Below are 16,856 nucleotides of genomic sequence, written 5' to 3' on the forward strand. Positions count from 1 at the left end.
CCATTGATGCCATCGACTTTGAAGCATGCACACAGATTCCTTGCCCCGGCCGCTGCGTTTGCGCTGGACTGAACGCGGGGCCGGCTGGCTGGCCGGCGCCGCCCTGATCGCGCTGGCCGTATTGGCGCCCGTCCTCACGCTGGGCTGGTGGGCGCTGGGCGGCGAACTCGCCCACTGGCAGCATCTCGCCAGCTACGTGCTGCCGCAGGCGCTGGCGAACACCGCCATGCTGCTGGCCGGCGTCGGGGTGCTGGTCACGCTGCTGGGCACGGGCGCGGCGTGGCTGGTGACGGCCTACGACTTCCCTACCCGCCGCGTCCTGACCTGGGCGCTGCTGCTGCCGCTGGCGGTGCCCACCTACATCATCGCGTTCGCCTACCTGGACCTGCTGCACCCCATCGGCCCGATACAGACGGCGATCCGCGCGCTGCTGGGCTACGACAGCCCGCGCCAGTTCCGCCTGCCCGACCTGCGTTCCATCCACGGCGCGATCTTCGTGCTGGGCTTCGTGCTGTATCCCTATGTCTACCTGAGCACCCGCGTCATGTTCATGACGCAGGCCGCCAGCCTGCTCGAAGCCGCCCGGACGCTGGGCGCGGGCCGCGTCGCGGTGTTCTTCCGCGTCGCCCTGCCGCTCGCCCGCCCCGCCATCGTGGTCGGCGTCAGCCTGGCGCTGCTGGAAACCCTGAACGATATCGGCGCCTCCGAATTCCTGGGCGTGCAGACGCTGACGGTCTCGGTCTACACCACCTGGGTCACGCGCTCGGACCTGGCCGGCGCGGCCCAGATCGCGCTCACCATGCTGGCGATCGTGATCGGGCTGATCCTGCTGGAGCGGCACGGGCGCAAGCGCCAGCGCTACGCCAACACGCAGCGCATGCGCCCCATGCAGCCGCGCCGCCTGCACGGCCCGGCCGCGGCGGTGGCGGCGGCGCTGGGCTGGATCCCCGTGCTGCTGGGCTTTGCCGCGCCCGCGCTGTACCTCGTCGTCGAGACCTACAAGCGCCTGCACCTGGTGGGCGGCGTCTCCGACCAGTTGATCGGAGGCTTGAGCAATACGCTGATCGTGGCGTTCAGCGCCACCGTGGTCACCTTGCTGTGCGGCCTCATCGTGGCCTGGGCCGGACGCACCCTGCGCGAAAGCGCCGGCTTCAATCCCGGACGCGCCTGCGCCCGCATCGCCAGCCTGGGCTACGCGGTGCCCGGCACGGTGCTGGCCATCGGGCTGCTGACGCCGTTCGTCTGGATCGACAACGCGGTCGCCAAGGTGTTCGGCGGCGGCGGCCTGTTCCTGATGGGCTCGATGGGCGCGCTGGTGTGCGCCTACGCCATCCGCTTCCTGGCGATTTCCACCGGCGCGCTGGAAGCCGGCCTGGCGCGCATCCCGCCTTCGCTGGAACAGGCGTCGCGCCTGCTGGGCGAAAGCTCCGCGGGCACGCTGCGCCGCGTGCACCTGCCGCTGCTGCGCCCGGCGCTGGCGGCCAGCGCGCTGCTGGTGTTCGTGGACGCGATGAAGGAACTGCCCGCCACGCTGCTGCTGCGGCCCATGAATTTCGACACCCTCGCCACCTGGCTCTATGCGGAAGCCGCCCGCGGCACGTATGAGGAAGGCGCCGTGGCGGCGCTGGCCATCGTGCTGGCCGGCCTGTTTCCCGTCATCCTGCTGGCGCGGACCAATCTGAAAATGGGACATTGATCGTGCCCGATCTGTTAGAACTCGAACACCTTTCCCTGGCCTACGACACCCCCAAGGGCCTCAAGCCCGTGGTGCAGGACCTGACGCTGGGCCTGCCCGTCGGGCACATCGGCTGCCTGCTGGGGGAATCCGGCTGCGGCAAGACCACCGTGCTGCGCGCCATCGCCGGCTTCGAGCCGGTGCGCGCCGGCCGCATCCTGCTGGACGGCACGGTCATTTCCTCGCCCACCGTGCAGGTGGCCCCGGAGCTGCGCCGCGTCGGCATGATGTTCCAGGACTACGCGCTGTTCCCCCACCTGACGGTGGCGCAGAACGTGGCCTTCGGCCTGCGCAAAATGGCGCGCGCCGACCGCGCCCGGCGCGTCGAGGAAATGCTGGAACTGGTGGGCTTGGCGCATGCCGCCAACAGCTATCCGCACGAGATCTCCGGCGGCCAGCAGCAGCGCGTGGCGCTGGCGCGCGCGCTGGCGCCCTCGCCCGACCTGCTGCTGCTGGACGAGCCGTTCTCCAACCTGGACGTGGATACGCGCGAACGGCTGGCCTTCGAAGTCCGCGACATCCTGAAGACCACGGGCCACACGGCCATCCTGGTCACGCACAACCAGGCCGAGGCCTTCGCCATCGCCGACCGCATCGGCGTCATGTCCCAGGGGCGCATCGCGCAGTGGGACACGCCCTATAACCTGCACCACCACCCCGCCGACGCCTTCGTGCGCGACTTCATCCGGCGCGAGGCGCTCGAAGAGCGGCGCGAGCAGGCCTTCGCCCGCGGGCGGTAGCCTTGTCGGGAGTGGGTGTCTGACACTGGGAAGCTGTGCCAGTGTCTGACACCCCTACGAGACAGCCTTCGACCAAGGCTGCCGCCACCCGGGTGTCAGACACCCGCAATAAGCCGCTCAATCCGCCGCCAGCTTCACCTTCTGCGACAAGGCCTTGAACGCCTCGTGCTGGCTTTGGGTCAGGCGTTCCACTTCCTCGGGCGAAGACCCGTAGGGCATGAAGCCGGCCTGTTCCAGCTTGTCCTTCACCTCGGGCAGGGCCAGGGCCCACTGGAACGCTTCGCTCAGCGCCTTGGTCGCCTCGGGCGACATCTTCGCCGGGCCGTAGACCGCGAACCACGGGTCCACCACCGCGGCCTCGTAGCCCAGTTCGGCCAGCGTGGGAACGTCCGGCAGCGCCGGCGCGCGCTTGCTGCCCGTGACCGCCAGCGCATGCACCTTGCCCGCCTTGATGTGCGGCAGCGACGCCGGCAGGTTGTCGAACATCACCGGCAGGTGCCCGCCCAGCAGGTCGTTCAGGCCCTGCGCGCTGCCCTTGTACGGAATGTGCTGCATGCCCGCGCCGGTCAACTGGTCGAACATCACGCCGGCCAGATGCATGGACGTGCCGGTGCCCGGCGTGCCGAACGACGTGCCCGGATGCTGCTTCGCGTACGCGACCAGTTCCTTGACGCTGCCGACCTTCAGGGCCGGCCCGGTTTCCAGCACCACGGTGGACGCGCCCAGCATGCTGACGCCGGTGAAATCCTTGGTGGGGTCGAAGGGCATGGACGGGTAGACGAACGGGTTCAGCGCGTTCGTGGAGATCGCGCCGAAGCCGATGGTGTAGCCGTCGGGCGCGGCCTTGGCCACGGCATCCATGCCGATATTGCCGCCCGCGCCCGGACGATTCTCGACGATGACCGGCTGGCCGAGCTTCTCGGCCACCTTCTGGCCGGCGGTGCGCGCCACCAGGTCGGTGGTGCCGCCCGCGGTGTAGGGAACGATGAAGGTGATGGGCTTGGCCGGATAGCCGGCGGCGAGCGCCGAGGAGGCGCCGTGGATCAGCGCCAGCGCGGCCAGGCCGCGCGGCGGGCCTTGCGGTTGCGCGCTAGGCGCGCGGCTCGGGCAGCGGGATGTACTCGGTTTCGTCGCCCGGCACGATCTGGTCGAAGCGGTTGCGCTGCCAGTCCTGCTTCGCCGTTTCGATGCGGTCCTTGCTGCTGGAGACGAAGTTCCACCAGATGAAGCGCGGCCCGTCCAGCGGCTCGCCGCCCAGCACCGCGAAGCGCGCCGCGGTCCGGGCGCGGATCTGCACGGGGCGGCCCGGCGCGAACACGATCAGGCGGCCGCTTTCGAATTTCTGCCCGTCCACCTCGACGCTGCCCTGCGCCAGATAGGCCGCGCGCTCTTCGTGCTCGGCCGGCAGGACCACCGTCGCGCCCGCCTGCAATTGGATGTCGCCATAGAACAGCGGCGACAGCGTCTTCACGCCGGACGTCTTGCCGAAGAGCGTGCCGGCCACCACCTGCGCGCGCACGCCCTCGCCTTCGACGACCGGCTGGACGTCCAGCCCGTAGTGCGTGAAGCCCGGGTCGGTTTCCTCGTGCGTCTTGGGCAGGCCCACCCAGATCTGCAGGCCACAGAGGCGCTGCGCGGCCTGGCGGCTTTCCGGCGACGAGCGCTCGGAATGCACGATCCCCCTGCCCGCCGTCATCCAGTTGACCTCGCCGGGCAGAATGGTCTGCGTGTGGCCCGCGCCGTCGCGGTGCACCATCGACCCTTCGTACAGGTAGGTCACGGTGGACAGGCCGATGTGCGGGTGCGGCCGCACGTCGATGCCGGAACCCGGGGCGAACTCGACCGGGCCCATGTGGTCGAGAAAAACGAACGGCCCGACGGTGCGGCGCTGCGCCGACGGGATGGCCCGCCGGACGGAAAAGCCGCCCAGGTCGCTCGTGCGCGGCACCACGACGGTTTCAATCTGGCTTTCGCCGGCTTCGGACAAGGTGGACATAATGAAACTCTCCGGATGTAGGGGCCAAAGGCCATCTTAAGGCCAGCCGGGCGGAAAATTCCGCCCGGCGCAAGCGTCATGCCAGGTCGAACACCAGCACTTCGGCGTTCTTGCCGCCCGACAGCTCGACACGGCTTTCGTCCGTGATGGCGGCGGCGTCGCCGGCCGACAGTTCGGTGCCGTTGACGAGCACGCTGCCGCGCGCCACGTGGACCCAGGCGCGGCGGCCGGCGGCCAGGTCCAGCGCGGCGGATTCCGCCCCGTCGAACAGGCCGGAGTACAGGCGCGCGTCCTGGTGGATCTTCATCGAACCGTCGATGCCGTCGGCCGACACCAGGGCTTGCAGGCGGCCGCGCTTTTGCGCGTCGCTGAAGCCGCGCTCTTCGTACTCGGGCGCGATGCCGGCGACGTCGGGCTCGATCCAGATCTGCAGCATGTGCGTTTCGGTATCCGGCAGGGGGTTGAACTCGGAATGCATCACGCCGCGGCCGGCGCTCATGCGCTGCACGTTGCCGGGCAGGATGGTCGAACCGCTGCCCATGCTGTCCTTGTGCGCGATCGCGCCGTCCAGCACGTAGGTGATGATCTCCATGTCGCGGTGCCCGTGCGTCCCGAAGCCGCGGCCGGCGGCGATGCGGTCGTCGTTGATCACGCGCAGCGCGCCGAAGCCCATGTGGGCCGGGTCGTAATAGTTGGCGAAGGAAAAGGTGTGGAACGAATCCAGCCAGCCGTGGTTGGCGTGGCCCCGTTCGGCGGCGCGGCGAATCGTAAGCATTGCGGACTCCTGTTTCAATAATGTGAATGGTGGTTCGGCCCTGCGTATCGCTCCCGATCCGGGAGATTCCGCCGCAGCACCGGCATGAGTGATATTGTGCGCGTGCCATGTCCGCGGTTTGGCGCTATATTTTGACGGAACCATTCAATCAATTTGAACGATAGATCCCCATGCAGCCCATCACCCCCGAACTGCTGATCCTGGTGGACGCGATCGCGCGCCACGGCAGCTTCGCCAAGGCCGCGCGCGAGCTGGGCAAGGTGCCCTCCGCCGTCACCTATTCCATCCGCAAGCTCGAGGACGGCCTGGACGTGCTGCTGTTCGACCGGTCGGGCCACCGGGCCCTGCTGACCCCGGCGGGCGAGACGCTGTTGCGGGACGGGCGCCACGTCCTGCAATCGCTGGACGACCTGGCCTGCCGCGTCAAGCGCATCGCCACGGGCTGGGAGGTGGAGCTGCGCATCGCCGTCAGCGCCGTGCTGCCCTGGCGTCCGCTCTACGACCTGATCGAAGAGTTCCAGGCGCTGGGCAGCGCCACCACCCTGCGCTTCTCCAGCGAGGTGCTGAGCGGCAACTGGGACGCCCTGACCGCGGGCCGCGCGGACCTGGTCATCGGCGCGGGCGCGGCGGGCGAGCCCACCGGCCCGTACCGCTCGCAAGCCATGGGGCAGACGCAATTCGCATTCTGCGTGGCCGCCCACCACCCGCTGGCCTCGCTGCCGCAACCGCTCAGCCGCGCCGACATTACCCGCTACTGCGCGGTGGTGGTGGCCGACACGTCCCGGAACCTGGCGCCGCAGACGCGCGGCATCCTGGCGGACCAGCCCACGCTGGTCATGCCCACCATGCAGGCCAAGATCGACGCCCAGGTCCGCGGCCTGGGCTGCGGCTACCTGCCGCTGACGCTGGCCGCGCCGTACCTGGCGCAGGGCCTGCTGGCGGTGTGCGAGACGGACGAAGGCATGTCCCTGACGGAACACGTGGCCTACGCCTGGCGGGCCGAGCCGCCGGGCGAGGCGCTGAAGTGGTGGTTGCAGAAACTGAAGTCCCCGCGGTTGTGCGAGAGCCTGCTGGGGCTGGGGTAGTCGCGACAGGGGCCGGTGCCTGACACCCGTAACAGGCCAGTGTCTGACACCCGTACGCGATGGCCGTCGGCCCGCCGCGGTGTTTCCCGGGTGTCTGACACATCAGATGTTGGTGTCAGACACCCGGGGAGGCCTGCCTTGATCCGGAAGGGCATCTCATACGGGTGTCAGACACTGAGACACCCTGCCCCGCCGCATCACTCGTCTTCGACGCGCAGCTTGCGCGTGGTAGTCGCAACAGCCCAGTGTCTGACACCCCTACGCGATGGCCGTCGGCCTGCCGCGGTGTTTCCCGGGTGTCTGACACGCATCAGATGTTGGTGTCAGACACCCGGGAAGGCCTGCCTTGATCCGGAAGGGCATCTCATACGGGTGTCAGACACTGAGACACCCTGCCCTGCCGCATCACTCGTCTTCGACGCGCAGCTTGCGCGTGGTAGTCGCAACAAGCGCAGTGTCTGATGCCTTTAACAGGCCCAGTGTCTGACACCCGTACGCGATGGCCGTCGGCCTGCCGCGGTGTTTCCCGGGTGTCTGACACATCAGATGTTGGTGTCAGACACCCGGGAAGGCTTGCCTCAACCCGGAAGGGCATCTCATACGGGTGTCAGACACTGAGACACCACCCTGCCCCGCCGCATCACTCGTCCTCGATGCCCAGCTCGCGCAGCTTGCGCGTGATGGTGTTGCGGCCGATGCCCAGCCGCGACGCGGCTTCCACGCGCCGGCCGCGGCTGGCGTCCAGCGCGCTTTGCAGCAGGATCTTTTCGAACTGGCGCGTCAGCGTGGCCATGACCGCGGGTTCGCCGCGTTCCAGACGGTACTGCGCGTCGCGCAGCAGGGAATCCTGCCAGTTGCGCGGCGAGCCCTCGTCCATGGGCGCGGACGCCTGCACCACAGTGCCCGCGCCGGCCACCGGGGCGGCCGGACGCACCGCCGGACTCATGATCCGCTGGTGCTCCATGGCGCGGATCTCCGGCGGCAGGTCCGCCGGCTCCACCGTCTGGCCCGGCGCCATCACCGTCAGCCAATGGCAGAAGTTCTCCAGTTGGCGCACGTTGCCCGGAAAATCGAACTTGGTCAGCACGGCCAGCGCCTCGGGCGTGAGGCGCTTGACCGGCACGCCCAGGGCGCGGGCGCTGGCGGTCAAGAAGTGGCTGGCCAGGGCCGGGATGTCTTCGACGCGCTCGCGCAGCGGCGGCAGCCGCAGCCGGATCACGTTCAGGCGATGGAACAGGTCTTCCCGGAACAGACCCTGTTCGACGCGCTGCTCCAGCGGCTGGTGCGTGGCGGCCACGATGCGCACGTCCACCCGCACCGGCTGCGCGCCGCCCACGCGATAGAAGCTGCCTTCGGCCAGCACACGCAGCAGGCGCGTCTGCAGTTCGATCGGCATGTCGCCGATTTCATCCAGGAACAGCGTGCCGCCGTGCGCTTCCTCGAAACGCCCGCGGCGCAGATTGTTGGCGCCCGTGAAGGCGCCGCGCTCGTGGCCGAACAGTTCGGCTTCGAGCAGGTCGCGCGGAATGGCCGCCGCGTTCAGCGCCACGAAGGGGCCGCCGGCGCGCACGCCGTGCCCATGCAGGGCGCGGGCCACCAGTTCCTTGCCGGTGCCGGATTCGCCCGTGATCAATACCGTGACCTTGGACTGCGCCAGCCGGCCGATGGCGCGGAACACTTCCTGCATGGCGGTGGACGAGGACTGCGTCATCATCCAGCGTTCATTGTTCTGCGCCGACTCGCCCTGCCCCTCGGGGGTTTCGGGCTGCGCCGACTCCTGCATGGCGCGCTGGATCAGCGCGACCGCCTCGTTCACGTCGAACGGCTTGGCCAGGTAGTCGAAGGCCCCGCCCTGGAAGGCGGACACGGTGCTGTCCAGATCGGCGAACGCGGTCATCACGATCACCGGCAGGCCGGGATGGCGCTCCTTGAGCTGGCGCAGCAGCTCCAGGCCGTTGCCGCCGGGCATGCGGATATCGGACACCAGGGCGACCGGGGTTTCGCGCGACAGCGCCTCCAGCACGTCGGCCGCCTGGGAAAAACTGCGGGTGGGGACGCCGGCACGGGCCAGCGCCTTTTCCAGGACCCAGCGGATGGCCTGGTCATCATCGACGATCCATACGGGTTTCATCAGTGTGCAGGCTCCATCGGAAGGACCAGGCGAAACTCGGTGCGCCCGGGTCGGGATTCGAATTCGATGATGCCGCCATGCTGCTGCACGAAGTCCTGGGCCAGGCTCAGCCCCAGCCCGGTGCCGCCGGCCCGGGCCGTGACCAGCGGATGGAAGATGCGGTCGCGGATGTGGTCCGGCACGCCGGGACCGTTGTCGATGATGGACAGCACCAGCGCCAGGCGGTGCTGCTTGTGGGCCAGCATGACCTGCCGCGCCACGCGCGTGCGCAGGGTGACGACACCGGGTTCGGTTTGCGGCCCCTGGGGCCGCGCGACCAGTTCCTGGGCGGCGTTGCGCGCCACGTTCAGGACGGCCTGCATCAGGCGGGCGGCATCGCCCTTCAGGTCGGGCACCGACGCGTCGTAGTCGCGCAGCAGCGTGACGTCGTTGCGGAACTCGGCCTGGATCAGCGCGCAGACGCGCTCGCAGATTTCATGGATGTTCACCGGACGCGCGTTCAGCGGCACACGTTGCGGGCCGCTCAGGCGGTCCACCAGCGCCTGCAGGCGGTCGGCTTCGGAAATAATGACCTGGGTGTACTCGGCCAGCGCCGCGCTCGGCAACTCGGCCTCGAGCAATTGCGCGGCGCCGCGCAAGCCGCCCAGGGGATTCTTGACTTCATGCGCCAGGTTGCGCAGCAGTTCGCGGTGCGCCTCGATCTCGTCGACCAGCCGGTGGTTGCGGTCGGCCAGCACGCGCTGTTCGATCTCGCGCGTTTCAATCAGCACGGGCCAGCGCTGGCCCGTCAGCCCCACCGTCGTCACCGAGACTTCCACGGATTCCGTGGCGCGGCGCAACGAGGCCAGTTGCCTGACGTCGGCATAGCGCCCGGCGGCGGCGCGGTCGATCGAGGATTGGATGTTTTCCGGACTGTCGAACAGCGTGGCGGCGGAGTGCCCGCCCAGTTGCTTGCGCGAGCGGCCGAACAGGTCTTCGGCGGCCGCGTTGGCGTATTCGATATGACCGCGTTCGTTGACCAGGAAAACGGACGTGGCTAGCAGATCGAGAGCTTCTACATTCATTTTTCAACATACCCGAATGTGAGGGGAAAGCGGAACGCGACGGCGCCAGCATCCGGCCGCCGCCCGCCGGGCCGGGGCCTGGCGGGCGATCCGTCGAACCGCGTCCTGGCGGTGCGCGTGGCGTGGGCCCTGGTTTCTGCCTACATCATCGCGCTCCCGCCAGGTACAGCCTCAAAGCATCAGAGGCTGTAGTACATGTCGAATTCGACCGGGTGCGTGGTCATGCGCAGGCGGTTCACATCGCCCATCTTCAGGTCGATGTAGGCCGACAGCATGTCGTTGCTGAACACGCCGCCGCGGGTCAGGAACTCGCGGTCGCTGTCCAGGGCTTCCAGCGCCTGCTCCAGCGAGGAGCACACGGTCGGGATCTTGGCGTCTTCTTCCGGCGGCAGGTCGTACAGGTTCTTGTCGGCCGGATCGCCCGGGTGGATCTTGTTCTGCACGCCGTCCAGGCCGGCCATCATCAGGGCCGAGAAGGCCAGGTACGGGTTGGCCAGGGGGTCCGGGAAGCGCGCTTCGACGCGGCGGCCCTTCGGGTTGCCGACGTACGGAATGCGGATCGAGGCCGAGCGGTTGCGGGCCGAGTAGGCCAGCTTGACCGGGGCTTCGTAGTGCGGGACCAGGCGCTTATACGAGTTGGTGCCGGGGTTGGTGATGGCGTTCAGCGCGCGGGCGTGCTTGATGATGCCGCCGATGTAGTACAGCGCGAATTCCGACAGGCCGGCGTAGCCGTTGCCCGCGAACAGGTTCTGGCCGTCCTTCCAGATCGACTGGTGCACGTGCATGCCCGAACCGTTGTCGCCGACGATGGGCTTGGGCATGAAGGTGGCGGTCTTGCCGTAGGCGTGGGCCACGTTGTGAATGATGTACTTGACGATCTGCGTCCAGTCGGCGCGCTGCACCAGCGTGCTGAACTTGGTGCCGATTTCCAGTTGGCCGGCGCCGGCCACTTCATGGTGGTGCACTTCGACCGGCACGCCCATCTGTTCCATCAGCAGGCACATTTCCGAGCGCATGTCCTGGAAGGAATCGACCGGGGGCACGGGGAAGTAGCCGCCCTTCACGGCGGGACGGTGGCCGGTGTTGCCGCCTTCGAAATCCAGGCCGGTGGACCAGGAGGCCTCTTCCGACTTGATCTTGACGAAGGTGCCGGACATGTCGGTGTTCCAGGTCACGCCGTCGAACACGAAGAATTCGGGTTCCGGACCGAAGTAGGCGGTGTCGCCCAGGCCGGAGGACTTCAGGTAGGCTTCGGCGCGCTTGGCCAGCGAGCGCGGATCGCGGTCATAGCCCTTCAGGTCCGAGGGTTCGACGACGTCGCAAGACAGGATCAGGGTCGGCTCTTCGCGGAACGGATCCAGGTTGGCCGTCGCCAGGTCGGGGATGAGCAGCATGTCGGAAGCTTCGATGCCCTTCCAGCCCGGGATCGAGGAACCGTCGAAAGCCTGCCCGCTTTCCAGCTTGTCTTCATCGATCGCGGAGGTGGGCACGGAAACGTGGTGCTCACGGCCGACCGTGTCGGTAAAGCGGAAATCCACGAATTTCACTTCGTTGTCGGCGATCTGTTTCAGGACGTCTTTCGGGCTTGCCATGTCATCTCCATTAGATAAAAGGGTCGAGGGCCTTGCCCTTCGACTGGCATAAACCAAATAAGCAATATGCGTGCCAGGTTTCTCCCCAGGGATTCCCGGGGAGTGGCGGCACGGTCAGGGGAAAACAAGGCACCACTATGGTGCACATTATGGGGCACGAATGCCCCACTGTGGTGCCTGAACGCTACAGGAACATTTCCTGGAGGTCATTGAGGAACCGCCAGCCCAGCGGCGTCGCCCGCAGGCGGGTGGGATCGGCGTCCAGCAGGCCCCGTTCCGAGGCTGCCTCCAATTGGTGCGCGATGACGGCGAGCGACAGGCCGGTGCGCTCGCCGAAGCTCGTAGCGGCCACCCCGTCCTTCAGGCGCAGCGCGTTCAGCATGAATTCGAACGGCAGTTCGTCCGGCCCGACCTGCCGGCTTTCCGCGATATGGCTGCCGTCCCGGGCCATCGCGGCCTGCATCCAGGAATCCGGGCCGCGCAGCCGGGCTTCGCGCACGATCCGGTCATGGAAGGACAGCTTGCCGTGGGCGCCCGGGCCGATCCCCAGGTAATCGCCGAATTCCCAGTAGTTCAGGTTGTGCCGGCAGCGGGCGCCCGGCCTGGCATAGGCCGACACTTCGTAGCGGGCCAGGCCGGCGGCCGCGAGTTCCACCTCCACCGCGTCCTGCATGGCCGCGCTGGTGTCGTCGTCGGGCAGGTCCTCGGGCGGGAACTTCGCGAAGACGGTGTTGGGCTCCATCGTCAGGTGATAGAGCGACAGGTGTTCGGTGCCGAACGCCACCGCCTGCCGCAAATCGGTCAGACAGGCCTCCAGCGTCTGGCCGGGCAAGGCGAACATCATGTCCAGGTTCACCCGCGGCGCGGCGCGCTGCGCCATTTCAATGGCCGCCCTGGCCTGCGCGGCGTCGTGGATGCGCCCCAGCTTCTTGAGCTGGGCGTCGTCGAAACTCTGGATGCCCAGCGAAAACCGCGTGACGCCGCTGGCGGCGTAGTCCCGGAAGCGGCCAGCTTCCGCGGTGCCCGGATTGGCCTCCATGGTGATCTCGGCGTCGGGCCAGAGGTTCAGATAGGCGCGCAGCATGGCCAGCAGCTCGTCGAGCCCGGCCGAAGACAGCAGGCTGGGCGTGCCGCCGCCAAGGAAGACCGACACCACCTGGCGCCCCCAGATGGACGGCAGCGCCTGCTCCAGGTCGCTGCGCAGCGCGTCCAGGTAGGCGCGTTCGGGGATCTCGCCCCCTGGCGCCGCATGCGAATTGAAGTCGCAATACGGGCATTTGCGCACGCACCAGGGCACGTGCACGTAGATCGACAGCGGCGGCAGGCTGGTGAGCGCGGCGCCGGACGGCGGCTTCGGGCGCGACGGCGACGCGCCCATGTCGTTGCGGATGGGAATGATGATGGACATGCGTGGTTCCTGGACCGGGCGCCGCGCGCGGCGCGCGGCCTCAAGCCTGGCTCAGCTTGCCGAGCAATTCGCGCAGCGCGCGGGCGCGGTGGCTGAGCCGGTTCTTTTCCTCCGGGTCGAGGCTGGCGGCGGTGAGCGCCAGGTCGGGCAGGTAGAAATGCGGATCGTAGCCAAAGCCGTTGGCGCCTTCGGGCTGGTCGATGATCTCGCCGTGCCACAGGCCTTCGCCGATGAGCGGGCGGGGATCGTTCTCCGAACGCACCAGGGCCAGCACCGCGACGTACCAGGCGCCGCGGTCCGCCACGCCCTCCAGCTTGCGAACCAGCAGCGCATTGTTGGCCTGGTCGGACTTTTCGCCGCCGTGCATCTTGGCGTAGCGCGCGGAGTACACGCCCGGCGCGCCGTCCAGCGCGGCCACGCACAGCCCCGAATCGTCCGCCAGGGCCGGCAGGCCGGTCAGGCGGCTGGCATGGCGGGCCTTGGCCAGCGCATTTTCGACAAAGGTGACGTGGGGCTCTTCGGCCTCGGGCACGCCCAGCTCGCCTTGCGGGACCAGTTCGATGCCCAGGGGCGCGAACAGGGCGGAAAATTCGCGCAGCTTGCCGGCGTTGTTGGACGCCAGCACGACGCGGCGCAGGGATTCGGGAATCTTGGGAGCAGTCATGGGGCAAATTGTATAGGCGGCGGCCTGCGCGCGCCGCCAGCGCGCGCAATACCCCTGCGGGGCGGATGGGCAAGATCGAAATCGCTGTTGACAGCCGTATGTCGACGCCGGAAGATGGCGCGCCAGTCGTCGGCGCAACAACGCAGACATATTTTGTTGTCAATATGGCCAACTTGTCACTGATCGTATCTGAACGCACCGGCGATGGACCCTATTCACGCTTTGCCCCGGCCGGCCGCGGCCCGCGCTCCCTCCTCCAACCGGAAGTGCGCGCCCGCGCACGTGAACCTCGCCGGGATACTGCGCGAACGGCTGCTGCGCCCGCGCTTCCAACCCGTCGTTGACCTGTCCCACAGCCGCGTCTACGGCCACGAAAGCCTGATCCGGGGGCCCGACGACACGGCGCTGCATTTTCCCGACGCGCTGTTCGCGGAAGCCCGGCGCCAGGGCCTGCATCCGCAACTGGAACTGGCCAGCTTCCGCGCCGGCGCCCAGGGCTTCCAGAGGCACGACGCCGCCGGCATGCTGTTCCTGAACCTGTCCGGTTCGGCGCTGCTTCATTACTGGACCCTGTGGGGCGAGGAAATGCCCCGGCGCCTGCTGAAGGATTGCGCGCTCGCGCCGTCCAGCATCATCGTCGAACTGACCGAGCAGGATCCGCTGTCCGAACACATGGCCGAACTGGCCGACGCCTTCGCCTGCCTGCGCGAGTCCGGCATGCGCGTGGCGCTGGACGATTATGGCGTGGGCAATTCCAACCTCCAGTTGTGGTCCGAGATGCAGCCGGACCTGGTCAAGATCGACCGCTATTTCTTCGACGGCATCGGGCAGGACGAGCGCAAGCAGAACATGGTGCGCGCCATCCTGAAGGTGGCGCAGCATCTGGGCACCGCGGTCGTGGCCGAAGGCATCGAGACCGCCGAGGACCTGGCCGTGGTGCGCGACCTGGACATCCGCTACGCCCAGGGCTGGTTCCTGGGCCGGCCGGAAGAAATGCTGCTGACCGAACTGGCCCCGCCCCTGCGCGACTCGCTGCGCGTGCGGACGCCGGCATCCCAGCCGCAGCGCGCCGTCGGCGGCACCGCCGCCAGCCTGCGCGTCGAGGCGCCGGCCGCCCTGCTGCCCGAACACACCAACGACGACGTGCACCGGCTCTTCATCGAGAACAAGAACATGCATGCCGTGGCGGTCGTGGATGCCGACAACCGGCCGGTGGGCATCGTCAACCGGCGCGACTTCCTGGAACACTACGCGCAGCGCTATACCCGCGAACTGTTCGGCCGCGACGCGTGCTCGACCTTCATGAACGCCGAACCGGTGCTGGTGGACCTGAACGTATCCATCGACCAGCTAAGCCACGTGCTGATCTCCGAAGACCAGCGCTACCTGATGGACGGCCTGATCATCACCCGCGACGGCCGCTACGACGGCCTGGCCACTGGCGAAACGCTGGTGCGCTCGGTGACGGAGATGCGCATCGAGGCGGCGCGCTACGCCAATCCGCTGACCTCGCTGCCCGGCAACATCCCCATCAGCCGGCACATCGCCACGCTGCTGGAGGACGCGGACGACTTCACGGTCTGCTACGGCGACCTGAACAATTTCAAGCCCTTCAACGACGTCTACGGCTATTGGCGCGGCGACGACATGATCAGGCTGACCGCGGAAGTCATCAAGCGCCACTGCGATCCGCAGCGGGACTTCGTCGGCCACGTCGGCGGAGACGATTTCGTGGTGCTGCTGCGCAGCCCCGACTGGATGGAGCGCGCCCGCCGCATCATCGCGGAATTCAACGAGCGCGCCATGGACCTGTATGACGACGAAGGCCGCCGCAACGGCGGCATCGAAGCCGAAGACCGCTACGGCGTGCCCCGCTTCTTCCCGTTCGTGACGCTGGGGGTGGGCGCCCTCACCGTCACGCCGTCGCTATGCGAGCGCATCCGCCCGGAGGACATCGCCTCGGCCGCCGCCCACGTCAAGCACAAGGTCAAGCACGGGAACCTGTCGCTGGTGACCGAGCGCTACGCCGGCGCCCCGCTGCCGCGGTTCGACAGCTAAAGCCTGCCCCGCGCCGGCCTGGCCCGGCGCGGCGATCCGGAACACCGCCACCGCCCGGCGCAGGCCCTGCGCCTGGGCCTCCAGGGCCGCGGCCGCCGCCGCGGTCTGCTCCACCATGGCGGCGTTCTCCTGCGTGGACCGCTCGATGTCGGCCACCGCGTCGTTCACCGAGGCGATGCCGGCCGCCTGTTCCGCCGTGGCGCTGGAAATCTCGGCCACGATCTGCGTCACGCGGTCCACCGACACGACCATGTCGCGCATGGTGTCGCCGGCCAGGCCGACCTGCCGCACGCCGGCCTCCACCCGCGCGGCGGAGTCTTCGATCAGGCCCTTGATCTCCCTGGCCGCCTGCGCGCTGCGCTGCGCCAGCGAGCGCACCTCGCCCGCCACCACCGCGAAGCCCTTGCCCTGCTCGCCCGCCCGCGCCGCTTCCACGGCGGCGTTCAACGCCAGGATATTGGTCTGGAAGGCGATGCTGTCCACCACCCCGACGATCTCGCCGATGCGGCGCGCGCTGTCGGCGATGTCCCGCATGCTCCGCACCACCTCCTCGACGGCCTGCCCGCCGCGCTGCGCCAGTTGCGTGGCGCCCAGCGCCTGCCGGTTGGCCTGGTCGGCGTTGCCGGCCGTCAACTGCACGGTATGCGCGAGCTGCATCAGATTGGCGGCGGCCTCTTGCAGCGAACCGGCCTGGCGGGCGCTGCGGTCCGACATATCGGCGCCGCCGGCGGCGATCTCGCCGGAGCCGGTATGGATTTCCTCCACCCCGCGCCGCACCGACGCCACCGCGGCCGACAGGCCGGTCTGCATGCGACGCATGGCGGAATACAGCACGCCGATCTCGTTGTCGCCGCGCAGGGCGATGGCGCCCGTCAGGTCGCCGTCCGCGATGCGGTCGAAGTGCGCGCCGGCCTCGTTCAGCGGACGCAGGATGCCGCGGCGGAACGCCAGCCGGATCGCCACGGCCAGGAGCAGCACCGCCGCCAGCACGCCGGCCGCCACCGCGATCACGCGTTCCAGCATGAGGCTGGCGCCGGCCACCGCGGCCTGCCCCTGTTCCCGCGCGTAGGCCTGGTAGGCGTCCGCCTGCTTGACGTAGCCCGCGCCGCTGCCCGGCAGCACCTTGTCGGCCAGCCGGTTGACCTCGATCCCGTTCCAGCCCTTGATGGCCGCCAGCATGGGCGCCAGCGTCCTGTCCGCGAAAGCGGCGTGGGCGGCCAGCACCTCGCCGAACAGGGGCGCGCCCCGCGCGCTGGCGTCCGGGTTGGCGCGCAGGCGCGCCAGGCTGGCCGCGGCCTGCTTGAGCAGCGTGTCGGCGTGCGCCAGCGACGCGTCGCGCGCCTCTTCCAGCCCGCCTTCCATCGCCGTCTTGGCGTCCGTCAGCGCGGCGCGGGCCTGGAACAGCCGGCTCGTCATGTCCGCCAGATCGCTGGCCCGTTCGATGCTGCCCCGGCCCAGCGCCTCGATCGCCGCGCGGTTGTCGCGCAATACGGCGATGCCGGCTGCCGCCGCGGCGGCGAACAGCACCACAAACAACGCAAGAATGGCCGACAACGCCGTCGTGACCCTGATGTTTTTCCGCATATCCGTCCGTGTGTTACCTCGCCG

At 68.6% G+C, this 16,856-nt stretch carries 12 protein-coding genes and 1 pseudogene; 4 read left to right on the top strand and 9 right to left on the bottom strand.

What is annotated here, in order from left to right; all coding sequences use genetic code 11:
* Positions 1-25 precede the first annotated feature (25 nt).
* Together WHX56_RS20345 and WHX56_RS20350 are read left to right on the top strand one after the other, a co-directional pair.
* The gene (locus WHX56_RS20345; RefSeq protein WP_287753791.1) at positions 26-1,696 is read left to right on the top strand and encodes an ABC transporter permease; all 1,671 of its coding nucleotides are present in this window, start codon (positions 26-28) and stop codon (positions 1,694-1,696) included.
* Positions 1,697-1,698: 2 nt separating this feature from the next.
* Entirely contained in the window at positions 1,699-2,475 is a 777-nt protein-coding gene (locus tag WHX56_RS20350) for an ABC transporter ATP-binding protein (protein WP_129240816.1), read from the top strand.
* A gap of 117 nt (positions 2,476-2,592) precedes the next feature.
* On the opposite strand, the gene WHX56_RS20355 is transcribed toward WHX56_RS20350, so the two are convergent.
* The 3 genes from WHX56_RS20355 to WHX56_RS20365 form a co-directional block, all read right to left on the bottom strand.
* Complete coding sequence (locus WHX56_RS20355; RefSeq protein WP_338881812.1) at positions 2,593-3,537, bottom strand: tripartite tricarboxylate transporter substrate binding protein; 945 nt, start codon at positions 3,535-3,537, stop codon at positions 2,593-2,595.
* 28 nt (positions 3,538-3,565) lie between these two features.
* Entirely contained in the window at positions 3,566-4,471 is a 906-nt protein-coding gene (locus tag WHX56_RS20360; protein WP_338878811.1) for a pirin family protein, read from the bottom strand.
* A gap of 76 nt (positions 4,472-4,547) precedes the next feature.
* On the bottom strand, positions 4,548-5,246 hold the full coding sequence (locus tag WHX56_RS20365) for a pirin family protein (protein ID WP_129240813.1): 699 nt from the start codon (positions 5,244-5,246) through the stop codon (positions 4,548-4,550).
* A 170-nt stretch (positions 5,247-5,416) separates the two neighbouring features.
* Between WHX56_RS20365 and WHX56_RS20370 the strand changes: the two genes are divergently transcribed.
* Positions 5,417-6,331: a LysR family transcriptional regulator gene (locus tag WHX56_RS20370; protein ID WP_129240812.1), complete on the top strand. Its 915-nt coding sequence runs from the start codon at positions 5,417-5,419 to the stop codon at positions 6,329-6,331.
* Positions 6,332-6,971: 640 nt separating this feature from the next.
* Here the strand turns inward: WHX56_RS20370 and ntrC are convergent.
* The 5 genes from ntrC to rdgB form a co-directional block, all read right to left on the bottom strand.
* The gene (gene ntrC, locus WHX56_RS20375) at positions 6,972-8,462 is read right to left on the bottom strand and encodes a nitrogen regulation protein NR(I) (protein WP_338878812.1); all 1,491 of its coding nucleotides are present in this window, start codon (positions 8,460-8,462) and stop codon (positions 6,972-6,974) included.
* Positions 8,462-9,526 carry a nitrogen regulation protein NR(II) gene (glnL, locus tag WHX56_RS20380; RefSeq protein ID WP_129240810.1) on the bottom strand — a complete coding sequence of 355 codons (1,065 nt, stop codon included), beginning with the start codon at positions 9,524-9,526 and terminating at the stop codon, positions 8,462-8,464. Before glnL ends, ntrC begins: the two co-directional genes overlap by 1 nt.
* 179 nt (positions 9,527-9,705) lie before the next feature.
* Positions 9,706-11,118 (bottom strand): type I glutamate--ammonia ligase, encoded by a 1,413-nt coding sequence (glnA, locus tag WHX56_RS20385; RefSeq protein WP_129240809.1) that lies wholly within the window; start codon positions 11,116-11,118, stop codon positions 9,706-9,708.
* Between the two features lie 184 nt (positions 11,119-11,302).
* Complete coding sequence (gene hemW, locus WHX56_RS20390; RefSeq protein WP_338878813.1) at positions 11,303-12,526, bottom strand: radical SAM family heme chaperone HemW; 1,224 nt, start codon at positions 12,524-12,526, stop codon at positions 11,303-11,305.
* A gap of 40 nt (positions 12,527-12,566) precedes the next feature.
* Positions 12,567-13,190: an RdgB/HAM1 family non-canonical purine NTP pyrophosphatase gene (gene rdgB / locus WHX56_RS20395; protein WP_338878814.1), complete on the bottom strand. Its 624-nt coding sequence runs from the start codon at positions 13,188-13,190 to the stop codon at positions 12,567-12,569.
* Positions 13,191-13,394: 204 nt separating this feature from the next.
* Between rdgB and WHX56_RS20400 the strand changes: the two genes are divergently transcribed.
* Entirely contained in the window at positions 13,395-15,248 is a 1,854-nt protein-coding gene (locus tag WHX56_RS20400; protein ID WP_338878815.1) for a GGDEF domain-containing protein, read from the top strand.
* A gap of 150 nt (positions 15,249-15,398) precedes the next feature.
* On the opposite strand, the pseudogene WHX56_RS20405 reads toward WHX56_RS20400, so the two are convergent.
* A pseudogene (locus WHX56_RS20405) lies at positions 15,399-16,832 on the bottom strand (methyl-accepting chemotaxis protein); the annotation flags it as partial.
* Positions 16,833-16,856 lie beyond the last annotated feature (24 nt).

It is taken from the genome of Achromobacter veterisilvae, assembly GCF_037619525.1.
GTDB classification, from domain to species: domain Bacteria; phylum Pseudomonadota; class Gammaproteobacteria; order Burkholderiales; family Burkholderiaceae_B; genus Achromobacter; species Achromobacter veterisilvae.